This window comes from Microcoleus sp. bin38.metabat.b11b12b14.051, from assembly GCF_013299165.1.
Lineage (GTDB): Bacteria > Cyanobacteriota > Cyanobacteriia > Cyanobacteriales > Microcoleaceae > Microcoleus.
The window spans coordinates 1-17,212 of record NZ_JAAFKD010000024.1 but is presented as its reverse complement, the minus strand read 5'-3'; the positions used below and the strand labels follow the sequence as shown (position 1 = coordinate 17,212).

Genomic DNA, 17,212 nt, shown 5'->3' with positions numbered 1-17,212 from the left:
CCGCGGAGGTGGTCGCTGAGCTTGTCGAAGTGCGGACATCGTTTGTATAGTCGCGGTTTCAACCGCCGTCTTATCCCAAACATATTGTCTTATGAACATATCAGAAATCTCTCAACGTTTCTCAGAATACCGGGCGAATAGAATTCGCGTCTACACAGACAAAACCCGCCTCCGCGGGTTGAATACCAAACGGTTAAAATCATGTTATTTCTTCAGTATTTCCAAGAGTAGTCATAGGGTGCGTCGCCATAAAAAATCCCTGATGAATACCGACAATCCAATAGCTACGCACCAGGTATTTCCGAGGGTAGTCGTAGGGTACATCGCCGTAAAAAATCCCTGATGAATACCGACAATTCAATAGCGACGTACCGGGTATTTCCAAGAGATTATGTACACAGATATAACACTTATTATGTCATAAATATTTGTTCAAATCGTATAAGGTGCGTCGCCATAAGGTTATCGATATTTAGTCAAGTATTTTAAAGGGCGACACACCCTACAACTTTTTTCTTCTTCCCTCTTCCTTCTTCCTTCTTCCTTCTTCCTTCTTCCTTCATATTATGAACATATCAGAAATCTTTATCCGCCGCCCCGTGATGACAACCCTAGTCACAATCGGCATTTTAGTATTCGGTTTGATGAGTTATTTCCTCCTCCCAATTAGCGCCTTACCGCACGTAGAATATCCCTTCGTCAGCGTTTCCGCCATCCTACCGGGCGCTACGCCAGAAACCATGTCATCCTCCGTCGCCGCGCCACTAGAAAGACAGTTTACCGAAATAGCGGGCCTCAACTCCTTTAACTCCACAAGTTCAACAGGTAGCGCCAATATTTCCCTGCAATTCGACTTCAGCCGCAGCGTCAATTCTGCCGCCAAAGACGTACAAGCTGCGATCGCCGCCGCCGCAGGTTCATTACCATCAGGAATGCCCAAACCGCCCAGCTACCGCAAAGTTAACCCTTCGGTTTCACCAATTCTCTACCTATATTTATACTCCAAAACGCTGCAAATATCAGCAGTCAATGAAGCCGCCGAAATAACCGTAGCGCAACCGATTTCTGCTATTGATGGTGTCGCGCAAGTCCAGATTTTTGGACAGAAACAATATGCAGTCAGGATTCAACTCGATCCGCGCAAGTTAGCCGCACGAGGTATCGGATTAGATCAAGTCAGAACCGCTATTACCCAAGGAAATGTTAACTTACCAACTGGTAGCCTTTCCGGCGATTATAAAAGCTATTTGATTCAAGTAAATGGTCAATTAAATCAAGCCTCAGAATATCGATCACTAATCGTTGCTTACAAAAACGGTGCCGCAGTCAGACTGCAAGATTTAGGTGACATCATTGATGACGTACAGAACAATAAAGTGCTGAACTTGTACAGCGACAAACAAGTCAAAAATCAGCCAGCAATCTTGCTTTCTGTACAGCCACAACCCGACGCAAATACAGTCGAGATTGTCGATGCGATCGTGCGAATGTTACCCGCCCTCAAACAACAGATTCCCCAATCGATCGAAATGGGCATTATGTACGATCGATCGCAATCCATCCGCGCCTCTGTAGATGATGTAAAATTCTCCTTAGCGTTGTCAGTCTGTCTGGTTGTCTTAGTAATTTTTATCTTTTTACGCAACATCACAGCCACGCTAATTCCCAGTTTAGCTTTACCCGTGGCGATTATCGCGACGTTTGCGGTAATGTATCAGTTGGGATACTCGTTAAACAACTTGTCTCTGATGGCGCTGACGCTTTCCGTGGGTTTTGTGGTGGATGATGCGATCGTAGTTTTGGAAAATATTGTCCGCCATCAAGAAATGGGAGAAGCGCCACTGGAAGCAGCATTAAAAGGTTCCAGGGAAATTGGTTTTACGATTGTTTCTATGACACTTTCCTTAGTCGCCGTATTTATTCCCATCATGTTTATGGGCGGATTAATCGGTAGATTGTTCCACGAATTCGCTGTGACTATTTCCGTAGCAATTCTAGTTTCGGGATTTGTTTCGCTGAGTCTCACACCCATGTTGTGCAGTCGTTTCCTCAAATCGTCGCACCACCAACGACAAAACCGCTTTTACCGCATTTGGGAGCGCGGATTCGAGCTATTTCTGCAAGGATATGAATGGACATTAAAACCAGTCTTAAAATACCGTTTTCTCACCTTAATTGTCTCGGTAATGTTGCTGGGTTGTACGGCTTATCTATTTGTATTAGTTCCCAAAGGCTTTATTCCGACTGAAGACACCGGACAACTGATGGTTAATGTGAAAGGTGCTCAAGACGTTTCCTTTGAGGATATGTTGCGCCACCAACAACTGGTTGTAGATATCCTACGGAAAGATCCAAATATTGCAGCATTGAATTCCACTGTAGGCGCTAGCGGGCCAAACGCATCTGCAAATAACGGACGAATTACAATTAGACTGAAACCCCGATCGCAACGACGCCTCAATGCAGACGAAATCATCCAAAAACTTACTCCCAAATTGCGCGGAATTCCCGGAGTCCAAGCTTTTCTACGTTCTCCGGCTGCAATTCCGATCGGCGGTCAACAAACAAACTCACAATATCAGTTTACGGTGCAAAGTTTAGATTTGCAAGCGCTGCGTCAAGTAGTGCCGGAATTGTTAGCTAAAGTCAAAACTATACCGGGATTGCGCGGTGTCGATAGCGATTTGCAACTGAGCACGCCTCAACTGGAAGTTAAAGTCGATCGCGCCAAAGCAGCAATTGTCGGCGTCAGCGCGCAACAAGTCCAGAAAACTCTCAGCGCAGCCTACGCTTCTGGCCAGGTTTCCACGATTTATACCCCAAACAATCAGTATACCGTGGTAATGGAACTCAAGCCAGAGTTTCAGCGCGATCCGAGTGCTTTGTCAATGCTGTACGTGCGATCGACTACCGGACAAATGATATCGTTAAGTGCGATCGCCAGTATCACCCAAACCGTCGGCCCGCTCACAGTCAACCACCTCAGCGGACTACCTTCTGCTACAATCTCCTTTGATACACTCCCCGGTACATCGCTGAATCAAGCCACCACTGCGATCGAAAAAGTTGCCAAAGATATTTTACCGCCATCAGTAACAACAAGTTTCCAAGGTTCAGCCCAAGTATTCAACCAATCATTTAACGATTTAGGCTGGTTGTTAGTCGTTTCAATTGTAGTGATTTATCTAATTCTCGGCATTTTGTACGAAGATTTCATTCACCCGCTGACAATTTTGTCCGGTTTACCCTCAGCCGGATTTGGCGCGCTGCTAACCCTAGTAATCTTTGGAGTCGAATTGAACCTGTATTCGTTTATCGGGATTATTCTACTCGTGGGAATAGTCAAGAAAAATGGTATCATGTTAGTAGATTTTGCGATCGACAAACAGCGCCAAGATAGCAGCCGCAGCGCCTACGATGCCATCTACGAAGCCTGTATCGTCCGCTTCCGCCCGATTATGATGACTACTATGGCTGCATTAATCGGCACCTTACCCATCGCCCTAGGCGTCGGTAGCGGTTCGGAATCGCGCCGCCCGTTGGGAATTGCGATCGTTGGCGGCTTGCTGTTTTCGCAAATTTTAACACTGTATTTAACTCCAGTATTTTATACTTATATGGAAGGGTTGAGAGAACAGTTAGGCAATCCGAAGAATCGGCGGTTGAAACCGCATCGACACAGACAAAACCTGCCTCCGCAGGTTGAAGAGTGATCGGTTTCAATCGTATGTCTAATCTTCATTCCGCGGAGGCGGAATTCCTTTGTGTAGACGCGGTTTCAACCGCCGTCTAATCTTCATTCCGCGGAGGCGGAATTCGTTTGTGTAAACCTGGTTTCAACCGCCGTCTCATCTCTAATCTTCATTCCGCGGAGGCGGAATTCGTTTGTGTCGGCGCGGTTTCAACCGCCGTCTCATCTTCATTCCGCGGAGGCGGAATTCGTTTGTGTCGGCGCGGTTTCAACCGCCGTCTAATCTTCATTCCGCGGAGGCGGAATTCGTTTGTGTCGGCGCGGTTTCAACCGCCGTCTAATCTTCATTCCGCGGAGGCGGAATTCGTTTGTGTAGGCGCGGTTTCAACCGCCGTCTCATCTCTAATCTTCATTCCGCGGAGGCGGAATTCGTTTGTGTCGGCGCGGTTTCAACCGCCGTCTCATCTTCATTCCGCGGAGGCGGAATTCGTTTGTGTCGGCGCGGTTTCAACCGCCGTCTCATCTCTAATCTTCATTCCGCGGAGGCGGAATTCGTTTGTGTCGGCGCGGTTTCAACCGCCGTCTAATCTTCATTCTTCATTCCGCGGAGGCGGAATTCGTTTGTGTAGACGCGGTTTCAACCGCCGTCTGATCTTGTCGCTCTTTGATTATCATTATCCCGCCCTTTCTTCGGCCTGCCTTTTTTAATTTGCTGACTTATTTCCACAAACAAATCCTTGCGTAAATAAGGATAATCGCTCACCCACACATCGCGACTGGGAATATAAATATCCGAAACCTTGGCAATTCTGCCCAAATCTTCTTGATTCGACATAATTAACATTAAAGCAGCTTGGCCGGGGACAATTCCCTGATGATTTTTCTGCAATGGAGCTCGGAGTGTAGTAGTAAATCCCGTTTTATCGCCAACTTCTAAATTAATTCGCGGTTCTAAGTTATCAACAATTACGAGTTGTCCTTTTTGATTGACTGTTTCCTCTTGACTTGTAACTTCATCGGTGATATAGATATCCAAAACTCGCCCTTGCCAAAAACCGCAGTATTGATATTTGCGGCATTCTGCATTCCGCAAACTCGCCCAGAATATCGGCCCCCAAAGCCAGTACAAACCGGCCATTAATCCGGTAATTAAAACTATAGGCCCGACATCGGAACCGGCAAAGTTATAAACTATTAGCAAGAAAACTACAGCTACCGCAGAGATTAACATTCGTCTTAAGAAATCGGGCGGTTTTCCCCAAATATATTGGTATTGCGCTCCGGTGGCGACGGGCGGAATTAGTTCTTGAAAGGTTTCGCGAGTTAAGGGAATTAGCATAGGAAGAAGGAAGAAGGAAGAGGGAAGAAGGAAGAAGGAAGAAGCTAATTAACTGTAGGGTGCGTCAGGGAGAAAGTTATTAATCTGTTATCAAAACATTCAGCCCTGACGCACCCTACCATAACTGATCAAAGTCAACCCCCTACTCCCTTACAACCAGGGGGATTTAGGGGAATCTAGACTTGGCAATCAGCGAGATTAATCAAAGGTTTTAGGTAATTGTTGAAACTAATGACAACTGACAACTGTCAACTGTCAACCCCTCGACTCCGCGGGCGGGCTCTTCTGTCAACTGTCAACTGTCAACTGTCAACCCCTCGACTCCGCGGGCGGGCTCTTCTGTCAACTGTCAACTGTCAACTGACTACAATATTTTTTCCAATCCATAAACGAGCGATCGCAAATCCAGCACTTTTCGCACCGATAACAAAACTCCCGGCATATAACAAGCCCGATCGCTCGTATCGTGTCTTAAAGTATAAATTTGACCCGGGCCACCAAAAATTACCTCTTGATGGGCAATTAAACCCGGTAAACGGATACTGTGAATCCGAATCCCTTCATCGGCCACCGATCCCCGAGCTCCGGCTATTTTTTCGGTTTCCTCAACTTCGGGTATATTGAAAGTTTTTCCCAATTCTGCTAGCATTTGGGCAGTTTGAATCGCCGTGCCGCTGGGAGCGTCGGCTTTCTGATTGTGGTGCAGCTCGATAATTTCTACGTGTTCAAAATACTGAGATGCCGTGACCGCGGCTTGTTGCAACAAAACCATGCCGATCGAGAAATTGGGTATAATCAGACAGCCGGTGCTAGCTTTGTCAGCGAATTCAGCTAAGTTATCAATTTGCTTGCTGCTCAATCCTGTAGTCCCGACTACCGGGCGTATACCGTAAGCGATCGCCGATCGCACATTTTCATAAACCGACTTTGGGTGAGTAAAATCTACCATCACGCCTAACTGCTTTTCCTGAGCGGCCAAAACTAGCATTCCTTGCAAGTCGTCAGTGATGGGAACTTCCAACGGGCCACATCCGGCTAATTCCCCCGCATCAGCGTTGAGGCACTCAGGAGAGCGGTCTACAGCCCCAAACAAGGTCATATCACTCGCATTGGCGATCGCCTTAATTACTTCGCGGCCCATTTTGCCCGCAGCACCGTTCACAATCACCGGTATCGGAAGTTGATTCGCCATAATCTCAAAAATATCCTGGAATTTCGATCGACTAAATTTTAACGCTTGTGGAAACTTGGGGAAACGGCGGAATCAAAGACAGGGCTTATCGGCAAATCTTCAGTAACCTGGTTTCCCATCCAGAAATACTTTGCCTGGAGCGAGTAATTAGCTTTAATCAACTCGCTTGCGGCACAAGTTCTGAAAAAATTACACTCAATCTCATCATAAGCTCAATTCTGTGGGAACAGACTTTACCTAGCGAATTTGCACCCATATATTTTTTTTGTGACTGCCAAATTCTCTCGAAATCTTCGTTCTGTACTGTCTGTCGCAACAGGCCTCGACATGAGTTCTAGAGGTCGGCGGGTCAGGATTTTGCCTGCAATGCTTGCGGGCGCGACGGTAACGCTGCTGAACATGGGAGTGCAGCGGTTGGGATGGCTGCAAAACTGGGAATTAGGGAGTTTTGACTCGTTAGTGCGGTTGCAGCCCGATGCAGGCCCCGATCGCCGACTGCTGATAGTAGCAATTTCAGAGGCGGATATTCAAGCCCTAGGGAGATTTCCAATTTCCGACACGGCGATCGCCCAAACCTTGACAAAATTGCAAAAGTACCAGCCAAAAGTCATCGGTTTGGACTTGTACCGGGATTTGCCCCAACCACCGGGACACCCAGAATTGCTGGCCGCGCTGAAAGCACCGAATGTGGTGGCGATCGCCAAAATGAGCGATTCAGACAATCCCGGAGTAGCGGCACCCCCGGGGATGCCGCCGGATCGGGTGGGTTTTAACGACTTCGTGCTCGACGCTGACGGCGTGGTGCGCCGCAATTTGCTTTCAGTCTCGCAAGCAGACAAAACTATTGCTTCCTCCTTTTCTTTGCAACTGGCTTTGCTTTATCTCAAAGATCGGGTGCAGCCGACAGACAGCCCTGTCAATCCCTACCAAATCAACTGGGGTAAAGCAGAATTTGTGCCTTTAAATTCTCACAGCGGCGGCTATGCCAATCTCGACACCAGAGGCTACCAAATTCTGCTCAAATACCGATCGGGGAAGCAGGTAGCGCGACAAGTCAGTATCAGGCAGGTATTGAACGGGGAAATTGACCCAAGCTGGGTAAAGGACAAGATCGTGCTGATCGGGACGACTGCACCGAGTACCAGAGACGTGTTTCTGACGCCCTACAGTCCGATTCAAAAGCAAAATCCGAAAATGCCGGGGGTGTTGCTGCACGCGCAAATGCTCAGCCAAATATTGAGCGCGGTTTCGCAGGGGCGATCGCTATTTTGGGTGTGGCCCCAATGGGCAGAAATTTTGTGGAACGCTTCTTGGGCTTTGATTGGCGGGGTTGTGGCTTGGCGGATTGTGCACCCAGCGAGGGCAGGATTTGTTGGGGGCGTGGCGTTGATGGGGCTGTTGGGAATTAGTTTGGGGATTTTTATTGAGGGTGGCTGGGTGCCGCTGGTGTCGCCGGCTTTGGGTTTGGTGGTGACTGGTGTGGGTGTCAGCGCTTACAGAAAGCTTTACGATGCTTTTCATGACTCTCTGACGGGTTTGCCGAACCGGGATTTCTTTGTAGAGTGCCTGGGGCGGGCGATCGCCCACACTAGGGCCCACCGCAACTATCTGTTTGCGGTGCTGTTTCTGGATTTAGACCGATTTAAGGCGATCAATGATTCTTTGGGTCATTTGGTGGGAGATGAACTGCTCAAAGCCGTGGTGATGCGTTTGAGGGCAAGTATTGCTGGCGCGGATACTGTGGCGCGGGTGGGGGGCGACGATTTTGCGATTTTGGTCAGGAATGTAGATGTTGACAGTGCTGTTAATTTGGCCGATCGCATTCACAAAGCTTTAATTGTGCCTTTTGACTTGAGAGGACAAGAGGTGTTTGTCACCGCAAGTATCGGGATTGCAGTGGGGGGCGAACCCACTGCCGCCACTCGGGAACAGCCGGAACACTTGCTGCGCGACGCCCACACGGCGATGTACCGCGCCAAGGCTTTGGGAACCGGAAGGTATCAGGTGTTTAATGCTTCGATGCACGATTTGGCCTTGGAGAGGCTGCGCTTGGAGACGGATTTGCGGATGGCTGTAAAGCGCCGCGAGTTTTTGCTGCACTACCAGCCGTTTGTGTGTTTGGCTAGCGGCAAGATTATTGGGTTTGAGGCTTTGGTGCGCTGGCAGCACCCGCAGCGGGGCTTGATTTCGCCGGTCAAGTTTATTCCGGTGGCTGAGCAGACGGGGGCGATTGTGCCGCTTGGTGAGTGGGTGCTGGAGGAGGCTTGCCGGCAGTTACGGCTGTGGGAGGGAATGTTTGATTTCGATCGCCCTTTGATTATGAGTGTAAATTTATCTGGGAAGCAGTTTGCTCAGCCGGATTTGGTGGAGCGAATTGAGGCTATTTTGGTGGCAACGGGTTTAAGTGCCGAGAGTTTGAAGTTGGAGATTACTGAGAGTGTGGTGATGGATGATGTGGAATCGGCTATCGAGGTTTTAAAGCAGATGAAAGCATTAAAAGTCAAGTTGGGAATTGACGATTTTGGCACCGGTTATTCATCTTTGAGTTATTTGAGTCGGTTTCCTACGGATACTTTGAAGGTTGATAAGTCATTTGTAGGGCGGATGGAGCTAGCCAGCGAGGGGGAGAATGTGGCGATCGTCCGGACTATTGTCACCCTCGCCCACGCTTTGGGGATGGATGTGATTGCTGAGGGTGTGGAGACGGCGGCACAATTAGCTAGATTAAGGGCGATCGGCTGCGAATACGGCCAAGGTTACTTTTTTGCTAAGCCCTTACCGAGTGATGCTGCGACTGCTTTGATGGCTTCCGAACCCCAGTGGTAATTGTTAGTTATTTTCTGACTCAAGACCGGCCATATGCGATCGCAGTACGTTAGAGTTAAAATTGAATGTCTATCCGAACTTCCAAAGCAGCTCTTTAATCTATAGGGTGCTAAAATTATTGCTGGTAAACAAACATGAAGCTGAAAGAAATTGTCAGCCATCTCGTTATCGCTCCTCAAAAATTAACAGAGTATGCTCTTAATTTAGATAATCCAGTCGGTAGCGATAAAGCTGTAATATTTCAGCGTTGTTTGGGATTTATCCGAGAAAATCATGAATTGCTGTTAGCACAGATTTCAACTAAAACTCTTGATGCTGAAGCAGTTTTAGGACTAAATGACAAACACGGACAGCGCTATAGAACCCATTTGAGATATATTCTGCGTAAATCTCAGAAACCGGGTTTCTATCGGTATTTCTCGTCACCCAACCCAAAAACTCGTAGAAACCCGGTTTCTTGCCCCGGGCGTAAATCTCAGAAACCGGGTTGATCTCGCTATTTCTCGTCACCCAACCCAAAAACTCAAAGATGTCAAATGGGTTCTATACTGTAGACTTGGAAATTGTGCACAAGGACAGCAAGAGATTGTCCGTACAGGTTGGATCGTAGAACCTGGCAGTAATGAGGCAAGACTGGTAACACTATTCGTTCGGAGGTGAGCGCGATCGTGCCAGAATTATTTGATGTAGTCGAATTATTAGTGACTTTGCCTGAATCTAATTTACACATGGGTGTTAGAGGGGCAATTGTAGATTGTTATGATGATCAAAAATACGAAGTAGAATTTAGCGATAGCTCTGGCGAAACGATAGCTTTGTGTACTCTGTCTACGGAGCAGTTTTTAGTTGTTTGGAAGTCGAAAGAAAGGCGTTGGTTGTCTGTATCTGAGCTATTAGCTGCGATGGTTGGACGTTTGTCAGACGAACGTCAGATACAAGTTTTAGAGTTTGCGCGTTCTTTGTCTGGGAGATAGCGAGTTTTTGTGAGGGCGATCGCTTATATCAAAAAGGCGTTAGCGAAGCCCGCCCCTACGGGGGCTACGCCAACGAAGAGGATCGCCCGTCTAAGAGTGAAAAAGTTGTAAAGGATGATCGACCTTTCGATGTCAAAAAGTGCGCTCGCCCGTCTAAGAGTGAAACAGTTGTAAAGGACGATCGGCCTTTCGATATCAAAAAGTGCGATCGATCCCGAAGCATTCCCGTTCCCCGCAGGGGTATTATTATATTTCGTTACATTCGGGTGGCTCGATCGCCCTTCCTGTGCCATCTACCCGCATTTAATATAGGTAGTAATTTTGCTTCAAACTCTTGTGGGGTGAGCTTTTAGTCTGCCCAAGGCAGTTATGCAAATACAGAAAATCTTAGTTGCGCTTAGGTGTTGAAGCAGTTTTGTGCACCATAAGCACCTTACAAATGCGCGCCCTACAAATACGATCGCCCCAGGCAATCCCTTATCCCTTACAATAAACAGGCAATTATTATATTTTGAGTTATCCTGTGAGTCCTACTGCCGAAGTCAGCAATAACGTAAATGCGGGCGCTCTGCCAACCGTTACCGCCACCGCAGCCCGCCGCGCTGTTTTTCCCTTCACTGCGATTGTGGGCCAGGAGGAGATGAAACTCGCACTGCTATTGAATGTCATCGATCCCAAAATTGGCGGAGTGATGATTATGGGCGATCGCGGTACTGGTAAATCTACCACAATCCGCGCCCTCACTGATTTGCTACCAGAAATTGAAGTAGTGGCTGACGATCCTTTTAACAGTCATCCCAGCGATCCGGATTTGATGAGCGATGAGGTGCGCGATCGCACTTTCCATCAAGGTACAATGCCGATCGCCCGCAAAAAAGTACAAATGGTAGACTTGCCCTTAGGCGCTACCGAAGACCGAGTGTGCGGTACGATCGACATCGAGAAAGCTTTGTCAGAAGGCGTGAAAGCTTTTGAACCGGGCCTGTTAGCTAAAGCTAACCGCGGCATTCTTTACGTTGATGAAGTCAATTTGCTCGACGATCATTTAGTCGATGTTTTGCTCGACTCCGCCGCCAGCGGTTGGAATACTGTCGAAAGAGAAGGGATTTCGATCCGCCACCCAGCTAAATTTATTTTAATCGGTTCCGGGAACCCCGAAGAAGGAGAATTGCGCCCGCAATTGCTCGATAGATTCGGAATGCACGCCGAAATTCGGACTGTCAAAGATCCTAATCTGAGAGTGGAAATTGTCGAACAGCGATCGAGCTTTGACCAAAATCCGCCCGAGTTTCTCGCGAAATACCAGCACCAACAAGATGATATGCAGCAGAAGTTGGTGGAAGCCCAGGAAAGGCTGAAATCCGTAACTATCGATCGCGATTTGCGAGTAAAAATCTCCCAAGTCTGCGCGGAATTGGACGTAGACGGGCTGCGGGGCGATTTGGTCACAAATCGGGCCGCGAAAGCTTTCACCGCCCTAGAAGAGCGCACCGAGGTGACTGTGGACGATATTCGCCGAGTGATGACTCTCTGTTTGCGCCACCGATTGCGGAAAGACCCGCTAGAATCAATAGATTCGGGCTATAAAGTGACTAAAGTGTTCGATCGAGTATTCGGTCTAGAAACAACTGAGGGGTAATTGGTAATTAGTAATTGGTAATGGGTCGTTAGTCATTGGTGGTGAAAAAACATTCCCCTAATTTAAATCCGCCATTGCTTCGCCCAATTCCCAATTACTAATTTCTGCCATGGAAAAACGAATTTTAGGATTAGATCCGGGTTTAGCCAATCTCGGTTTCGGCGCAATTTCCTGTCAAATTGTCCCCGGAAAACAAGACAAAAACAGCGTTTCCATGATTGATTGCGGCGTGATTAAAACCTTGCCAAAACAAGAAATGGGAGAGCGACTGAAAATCATTTACGAAGATTTGCACGCAGTAATTGAACAGGTAAAACCAGATTTGGCAATTGCCGAAAAGCTGTTTTTTTACAAAATGGGAAATACCATACTTGTCGCCCAAGCCCGCGGCATTTTGATTCTAGTATTGGCTCAGTGCGGAGTGCCGCTGTTCGAGTTTACACCAGCTCAAATTAAGAAAGCTTTGACAGGCCGCGGCAATGCTGACAAATCGGAAGTGCAAGAGGCTGTAGCGCGAGAGTTGGAACTAGGTTATATTCCGAAACCCGACGATGCAGCGGATGCTTTAGCCGTGGCTTTGACTGGTTGGTATGATGATGATATTTGTCCCAAAAAAATAGAATTTGCCACTCAACAAAAATGATGTAATCTTATCTAAGATTCCGCAAAAAATCAAATAGGTTTGATCGTGCGGACTTTAGTCCTCTGATTTTTAGGAGAACTAAAGTCCGCAGGATAAAACACATTATATAATATCAAATCATCGGCAAATTTAAAACAAATCCGGGCAACACATCTTCTCCGGATAAACTCACAGGAAATTGTACAATCTCTACATCACGATTGGGGCGATAAATTTCTACTTGTTCGTCTTGAGGATTAATCAACCAACCCAAGCGCAAGCCACTATTGAGATACTCCTGCATTTTCTCCTGAAGCGGGCGCAGCGGGTCGGTTCGCGAACGCAATTCTATTACAAAGTCAGGACAAATTGGCGGAAATTTTTCCCGTTCTTCTGCTGTTAAAGCCGACCATCTTTCTAAGCTAACCCAAGCCGCGTCAGGAGAACGGTCTCCGTTATTGGGTAGCCGAAAAATTGTTGAAGAACTAAATACTCTCCCGAGCTGGGTTTGACGGTTCCACAAACTCAAATCAGTAATCAAATCGGCTTCTCGATTGCCGCTGACTCCGCCTACTGGTGACATAATTATCATTTCTCCTTTGGAAGTCCGTTCAAATTGCCAGTCTCGATTCATCTGACACAAACGGTAAAACTGTTCGTCTGTTAGTTCGACAGTATCTAAGTTTAAAGTAACTGTTGTCATTTTTTATAACTCCTGATAAATATGAGTCCTAGCCACCTATTTTAACAGCACTTTTTGTAATTTTTAATATCAGTCTCGATCCCTTGGACTTTTTGTTGACCTCAAAATGGGTGATTGCGAATTGCCAAAATTTAGTAAAAAATCTAATTAATTCCAATCATGAAAAATCTCAATAATACCGAATACTGAGGATTTCATCTGTAGGGAAACGGCATTGCCGTGTCCGGCGGGGAGTTATGCCAGTGACGGAGAATTTTTATATTATAATTGTAGCAAGACTTTTTCACCCTTGGTATGAGTTCGATCGCCCAAATCCCAACCTCAATCAAAAAAATGCTATAATGTTAAGATTAATTGCTCAACTGGGTCAGTCAGCAGAGAACACAGGAAAATTTTATGGTGATTATTACCTCACAAGAAATTGCCCAATTTCGATCGCAATTAGCGGAATATCCCGCAGCCCTAAAAGCCCTAGACGAAATCGAAGATTGCGAAGGCAACATCGAAGATGCAGCCATATCTCTAGCAATTCAAGCCGGACAAGAACCGAATATCTCGGAAAATTGGTTGGACGGATTGGCGAAAAGATGCCGCGTTGCTATCTGCAAATCTGAGATTAAAGAAGAGTTGATGAACGGACAATTGAATGCAGCCTTTAGAGATTTAGTTGTCGCAAAAATATGCCCGCAGATTTTAGTGGCACCGACGATTATTTATGTATTTAAAACTGGGGTGAATGATTTTTGCGAACCTCTAGAATATAAACTCTAAAGCTATCGATAGAGTTAAAAAGTACGTGCAGCCAAGCTATCTCAAAGGGTTGGGAATCGCCCCGCTCAAAATATGATACAACGAAACGATTTCTCCAGGGACAGCTTGGCTTCATGGCACTTTTATTTACCAACAAGAATGGGTTTAAAGCCTCCTCGTTCTAGGGGGACATAGAACAAAATTATTCACTGTTTCAATCCTCTTTTTTTAGCTAAAGGTGGCTGTCAACTATCAACGCCTCGACGCGAGCTCTTCTTGCTAGCTGTCAACTGTCAACTAAATGAAGGCTGTGCGCTGCTGTACCCAGCCGGCACCAAATCCGGCGACAAAGCCAAGGATTTCCCCAGCAAACGAGCAAGTTGCACTAAAAAATTAGCAGTATCTGCGTCGCCTTCCCGCGCCATGGAAGCCGATATCTGGATTAGCATTTGTACAAATCCCGCATCTATTAAATCGGAACAGGAACTTAAAACCTCTGGTTCTTGACCGTTAGGACAGGTAAGCACTTGCTCGATTAAGTTCAAATAAGCCTCTTGGCGTTCTGGATTCATTTTGGGAGGAGCTGTAGAGTAAACAATTTATTATTACGTGTAACTGGGTTCTGTCAATCAGGCGATCGAATATGCGATCCCCGTCTTTCCTCTAGAATCTCGATTCAGTCAGGAATAGACAGAAGCTTAAAGAAAATATTAAGTTTCTGAATGTTAGTTTCTGGGAGGTGATGTGTTCTTTGGCACACTCTAATATTAGCTAAGGTACCCGTAGTACACCCTAGTATTCAAGGAATTTAGGAATATAAAAAATGAAAATAGGAATATTTTTAGGCAATTTAGGAAATCCCGCCATCTACTATCCCACACTAGGCAAAATTACCGGGGGAGTCGCGGCGAGCATTTTTCTGTGTCAATTATTGCAATGGCAAGCACAACAGTTAAACTCCGGTGAATGGGTGAAAACTAACAGCAGCGAAATTGAAAAAGCCACTGGTTTAAATTCCGAAGAACAACAACTCGCGAGACGCTTGCTGAAAGTGCGATCGCTCCTGAAAGAAAAATCCACAGATTCCAACACCGACTCCCTCGAACTCTGGGCAGACATTGACGCTTTCGAGGAAAAATTTAATAACTTGTTGACACCAGATTCAGCAAATACCATAGCACAAACAAGCCGCGAAAACAACAATCGTCCTGTAGAAATATTGCCGGAAACTTCCCCCCCAGAACCTGCTGTTAAAACAGACAAATTTTTTGGCAAGCACCGCCAGCAAATAGCCGTTACAGTTAACCCAAATTACAGATTTAGTGGGCCTTGGAATTCCCAGGAAGAACTGCAAAAATTTCAGCGAGCTTTAGAAGAATATGCCAGAGAACATAACTTATGGTTTGGCAATCCTTCGGGATGGGCATTTAAAATTATTGATAGCATGACGAAGGGCTTAACTTCGACTTTTTGGGATGAGTTTATCGCCGGAATTCCTTTAGGAGAAAGTCAAAAAGTTAAGCGGGAGTGGGAAATTGAGCCGGAAGTGCCTTATCCGGCGTTTGAGGAGGAGCGGATTCAGTATTATGTCCACAAGGGCGAACCGCTGGAAGCAGCGGTATCTAAGGCTCGTGCTGACTTGAGAAACCCGGTGTTGGGGAAAGATTTGTGGGAGGGTTTTTTGCGAAAGTGCGATCGTATTGCTGACGATGCGCTCAAAGCCAAAAACCAGGGCGTACAAACCGCATATTTGCCGTCTTCCTTCAACGACAGACCGCAAATTACCAAAGAAAGCGTGATGCAGAAATTGGGGGCGATCGCGCCGCAATTCTCGCTGAATCAATCCACATCTGAAACAATCGCAGAACCGCCCAAACTCGAACCACAGGAGTCGCCAACTACCGACGAAATCCCCAGTATTTCTTTTTTGCAAAAAGCTTACCAAACTGCTCTGGGTAGAAGTATAGTTGAAAAACAAATAGCTGCTAATCCAGAATGGGGCTATGAAATAGTTGACGGTGAAATAGTAGAATCTATCCCTTTTTAAGGAGGCGAACATGAAACGAGTTAGCGATATCAATCCGCTGGGAGTTGAGCGGCAAAGTCCTTCGGATGCAGAAAGAGAAAGGTTGCGCCAAGAAAGATTGGAACGCGAGAAAAGTTTGGGCTTTGAGCAGTTAATAGACCTTTGCAGTTTGGGCGAATACGGCATTGCGAAAGAGCTGGCAGCTAGACATTCCAGTTGGGGTTATGAAATAGTTGACGGAGTTGTTGTCGAGCAGAGCAATTAGGTTCGTAGTACGGACTTTAGTCCGTGATTAAAGCATAAAAAGAAAGGACTAAAGTCCTCACTACGAACCTATTTTGCGAATATGTTATAATTACAATAGAGACTTAATTGGTTTTCAAGTTATGACAGTTATTAATGCAAAAATTTTAACATTAGGAGAAGTTCACCGTCTTTTAATGCCTTTGCTCAATCTGATGGAACCTGAATCTTCAGTTGTGTTATTGCAAGTTCTGAAAGCTATTTGCAAGCTGTAGAGAAGGAAGAAGGAAGAAGGAAGAAGGAAGAAGGAAGAAGGAAGAAGTTAAGTAGGGTGCGTCAGCGAGGAAGATTTCGATAAAAACTCACAATCTCGCAACTGACGCACATCCGGAATAAATGGTGCGTCAGAATGAGATTAGGAGCGATTATTGAGAATTACTCAACTGACGCACCCTACCGTTGACTTTAACCCGCAGGCGAGTGGGTTTTGCGTGTATAGATGCGGTTTCAACCGCCGAATCTTCTGCATAAAAAAATGAGGCGGGGAGAATTCCCTACCTCAATTTTTAGCTAACTTTTTCTCTAAAAAATAGAGTTGTTAAAGCTTAGTAGCCTCTGGTGTTTGGCTTGTGGACGATGAAGCTCAGCACTTGGCATTGCTTCACGTTGTCAAAACCCATGACGCGGATGTAGCAGGTAGGATTTTCAGAGCGGCAAGCTTGAACTTCAGCCATGATTTCTTGGACGCTGCGAGCACCAAACAAAGGCAACTTCCACAAAGTCCAGTAGCGCATTTCAGCGGCAGAGGTTTCGTTGAATTCTACGCCGGGAATGTAGCCTTGATCCAAGATGTATTGCAGTTGCTTGGCAATTTGGGCGTCTGTCAGCGGGGGCAAATAGGACAGAGTTTCGTAACGACGCTCTTTAGGTAAAGTCTTCATTTTTTATCTCTAAGGTGTGTGTTCGATCGCACTTTTGGTCGATCGATTAACTCGACAAATTATCCAGATTCGGTTCAGAATCTATTGATGTTTCAGGATTGCTGCTAGGAACAGACCAATTAAGTTGCGTAATTCGCTCTAAATGCTGGCGTCTGTGTTCCATATTCGCCTGTTGAATGCCAGTACAAACCATTTCTGGCAAAAATTCCGTCACATCGTGAGCCAGATACTCTCGCACAGTCATGATCCGAAATCCTAAATCTTGA

Annotated in this window: 17 protein-coding genes and 1 CRISPR repeat array; of the genes, 11 read left to right on the top strand and 6 right to left on the bottom strand. The window is 46.3% G+C overall.

All coding sequences use genetic code 11. The features are described from left to right. The first annotated feature begins 566 nt into the window (after nucleotides 1-566). A complete protein-coding gene (locus QZW47_RS22120; protein WP_293131447.1) occupies nucleotides 567-3,713 on the top strand; it encodes an efflux RND transporter permease subunit in 3,147 nt (1,048 codons plus the stop codon). A gap of 21 nt (nucleotides 3,714-3,734) precedes the next feature. Beyond that, a CRISPR array of direct repeats spans nucleotides 3,735-4,318; the repeat unit is 34 nt; unit sequence ATCTTCATTCCGCGGAGGCGGAATTCGTTTGTGT. A gap of 10 nt (nucleotides 4,319-4,328) precedes the next feature. Here the strand turns inward: QZW47_RS22120 and QZW47_RS22115 are convergent. Continuing rightward, the gene (locus tag QZW47_RS22115; protein ID WP_293131444.1) at nucleotides 4,329-5,030 is read right to left on the bottom strand and encodes a phosphate ABC transporter permease; all 702 of its coding nucleotides are present in this window, start codon (nucleotides 5,028-5,030) and stop codon (nucleotides 4,329-4,331) included. A gap of 364 nt (nucleotides 5,031-5,394) precedes the next feature. After that, on the bottom strand, nucleotides 5,395-6,222 hold the full coding sequence (dapB, locus tag QZW47_RS22110) for a 4-hydroxy-tetrahydrodipicolinate reductase (protein WP_293131441.1): 828 nt from the start codon (nucleotides 6,220-6,222) through the stop codon (nucleotides 5,395-5,397). 366 nt (nucleotides 6,223-6,588) lie between these two features. Between dapB and QZW47_RS22105 the strand changes: the two genes are divergently transcribed. From QZW47_RS22105 to ruvC, 6 genes are all read left to right on the top strand, one after another. Further along, nucleotides 6,589-9,048, top strand: coding sequence for an EAL domain-containing protein (locus tag QZW47_RS22105; protein ID WP_293131698.1), 2,460 nt, complete (start codon nucleotides 6,589-6,591; stop codon nucleotides 9,046-9,048). Nucleotides 9,049-9,182: 134 nt separating this feature from the next. After that, a complete protein-coding gene (locus QZW47_RS22100) occupies nucleotides 9,183-9,539 on the top strand; it encodes a DUF6883 domain-containing protein (protein ID WP_293131438.1) in 357 nt (118 codons plus the stop codon). Further along, nucleotides 9,424-9,708: a DUF6883 domain-containing protein gene (locus tag QZW47_RS30205; protein ID WP_366930918.1), complete on the top strand. Its 285-nt coding sequence runs from the start codon at nucleotides 9,424-9,426 to the stop codon at nucleotides 9,706-9,708. Before QZW47_RS22100 ends, QZW47_RS30205 begins: the two co-directional genes overlap by 116 nt. An 8-nt stretch (nucleotides 9,709-9,716) precedes the next feature. Next, the gene (locus tag QZW47_RS22095; RefSeq protein WP_293131435.1) at nucleotides 9,717-10,022 is read left to right on the top strand and encodes a DUF4926 domain-containing protein; all 306 of its coding nucleotides are present in this window, start codon (nucleotides 9,717-9,719) and stop codon (nucleotides 10,020-10,022) included. Nucleotides 10,023-10,590: 568 nt separating this feature from the next. Further along, a complete protein-coding gene (gene bchI, locus QZW47_RS22090) occupies nucleotides 10,591-11,661 on the top strand; it encodes a magnesium chelatase ATPase subunit I (protein WP_293131695.1) in 1,071 nt (356 codons plus the stop codon). A 109-nt stretch (nucleotides 11,662-11,770) separates the two neighbouring features. Beyond that, entirely contained in the window at nucleotides 11,771-12,304 is a 534-nt protein-coding gene (gene ruvC, locus QZW47_RS22085; RefSeq protein ID WP_293131432.1) for a crossover junction endodeoxyribonuclease RuvC, read from the top strand. Nucleotides 12,305-12,416: 112 nt separating this feature from the next. Here ruvC and QZW47_RS22080 read toward each other — a convergent pair whose 3' ends face one another. Continuing rightward, a complete protein-coding gene (locus QZW47_RS22080) occupies nucleotides 12,417-12,986 on the bottom strand; it encodes a Uma2 family endonuclease (RefSeq protein ID WP_293131429.1) in 570 nt (189 codons plus the stop codon). A gap of 396 nt (nucleotides 12,987-13,382) precedes the next feature. On the opposite strand from QZW47_RS22080, the gene QZW47_RS22075 reads away from it, so the two are divergent. Further along, nucleotides 13,383-13,757, top strand: a complete 375-nt coding sequence (locus QZW47_RS22075) for a hypothetical protein (RefSeq protein WP_293131426.1) — start codon at nucleotides 13,383-13,385, stop codon at nucleotides 13,755-13,757. A gap of 272 nt (nucleotides 13,758-14,029) precedes the next feature. On the opposite strand, the gene QZW47_RS22070 is transcribed toward QZW47_RS22075, so the two are convergent. Beyond that, nucleotides 14,030-14,308: a hypothetical protein gene (locus QZW47_RS22070; RefSeq protein WP_293131423.1), complete on the bottom strand. Its 279-nt coding sequence runs from the start codon at nucleotides 14,306-14,308 to the stop codon at nucleotides 14,030-14,032. A 251-nt stretch (nucleotides 14,309-14,559) separates the two neighbouring features. On the opposite strand from QZW47_RS22070, the gene QZW47_RS22065 reads away from it, so the two are divergent. From QZW47_RS22065 to QZW47_RS22055, 3 genes are all read left to right on the top strand, one after another. Further along, nucleotides 14,560-15,783 carry a hypothetical protein gene (locus QZW47_RS22065; protein ID WP_293131420.1) on the top strand — a complete coding sequence of 408 codons (1,224 nt, stop codon included), beginning with the start codon at nucleotides 14,560-14,562 and terminating at the stop codon, nucleotides 15,781-15,783. A 10-nt stretch (nucleotides 15,784-15,793) separates the two neighbouring features. Beyond that, nucleotides 15,794-16,027 carry a hypothetical protein gene (locus QZW47_RS22060; RefSeq protein ID WP_293131418.1) on the top strand — a complete coding sequence of 78 codons (234 nt, stop codon included), beginning with the start codon at nucleotides 15,794-15,796 and terminating at the stop codon, nucleotides 16,025-16,027. A gap of 121 nt (nucleotides 16,028-16,148) precedes the next feature. Continuing rightward, nucleotides 16,149-16,280 carry a hypothetical protein gene (locus QZW47_RS22055; protein ID WP_293131416.1) on the top strand — a complete coding sequence of 44 codons (132 nt, stop codon included), beginning with the start codon at nucleotides 16,149-16,151 and terminating at the stop codon, nucleotides 16,278-16,280. A gap of 330 nt (nucleotides 16,281-16,610) precedes the next feature. Here the strand turns inward: QZW47_RS22055 and QZW47_RS22050 are convergent, their stop codons facing one another. Both QZW47_RS22050 and QZW47_RS22045 read right to left on the bottom strand, forming a co-directional pair. Further along, the gene (locus tag QZW47_RS22050) at nucleotides 16,611-16,946 is read right to left on the bottom strand and encodes a ribulose bisphosphate carboxylase small subunit (RefSeq protein ID WP_293131414.1); all 336 of its coding nucleotides are present in this window, start codon (nucleotides 16,944-16,946) and stop codon (nucleotides 16,611-16,613) included. Nucleotides 16,947-16,992: 46 nt separating this feature from the next. Then, a partial coding sequence (locus QZW47_RS22045) for a chaperonin family protein RbcX (protein WP_293131412.1) occupies nucleotides 16,993-17,212 on the bottom strand: 220 nt, incomplete at its 5' end.

Excerpts from the sequence above, each read along its gene's own strand:
- QZW47_RS22120 (WP_293131447.1), top strand. The coding sequence starts at position 567 with ATGAACATATCAGAAATCTTTATCCGCCGCCCCGTGATGACAACCCTA.
- QZW47_RS22115 (WP_293131444.1), bottom strand. The coding sequence starts at position 5,030 with ATGCTAATTCCCTTAACTCGCGAAACCTTTCAAGAACTAATTCCGCCC.
- dapB (WP_293131441.1), bottom strand. The coding sequence starts at position 6,222 with ATGGCGAATCAACTTCCGATACCGGTGATTGTGAACGGTGCTGCGGGC.
- QZW47_RS22105 (WP_293131698.1), top strand. The coding sequence starts at position 6,589 with ATGCTTGCGGGCGCGACGGTAACGCTGCTGAACATGGGAGTGCAGCGG.
- QZW47_RS22100 (WP_293131438.1), top strand. The coding sequence starts at position 9,183 with ATGAAGCTGAAAGAAATTGTCAGCCATCTCGTTATCGCTCCTCAAAAA.
- ruvC (WP_293131432.1), top strand. The coding sequence starts at position 11,771 with ATGGAAAAACGAATTTTAGGATTAGATCCGGGTTTAGCCAATCTCGGT.
- QZW47_RS22080 (WP_293131429.1), bottom strand. The coding sequence starts at position 12,986 with ATGACAACAGTTACTTTAAACTTAGATACTGTCGAACTAACAGACGAA.
- QZW47_RS22075 (WP_293131426.1), top strand. The coding sequence starts at position 13,383 with ATGGTGATTATTACCTCACAAGAAATTGCCCAATTTCGATCGCAATTA.
- QZW47_RS22070 (WP_293131423.1), bottom strand. The coding sequence starts at position 14,308 with ATGAATCCAGAACGCCAAGAGGCTTATTTGAACTTAATCGAGCAAGTG.
- QZW47_RS22065 (WP_293131420.1), top strand. The coding sequence starts at position 14,560 with ATGAAAATAGGAATATTTTTAGGCAATTTAGGAAATCCCGCCATCTAC.
- QZW47_RS22060 (WP_293131418.1), top strand. The coding sequence starts at position 15,794 with ATGAAACGAGTTAGCGATATCAATCCGCTGGGAGTTGAGCGGCAAAGT.
- QZW47_RS22055 (WP_293131416.1), top strand. The coding sequence starts at position 16,149 with ATGACAGTTATTAATGCAAAAATTTTAACATTAGGAGAAGTTCACCGT.
- QZW47_RS22050 (WP_293131414.1), bottom strand. The coding sequence starts at position 16,946 with ATGAAGACTTTACCTAAAGAGCGTCGTTACGAAACTCTGTCCTATTTG.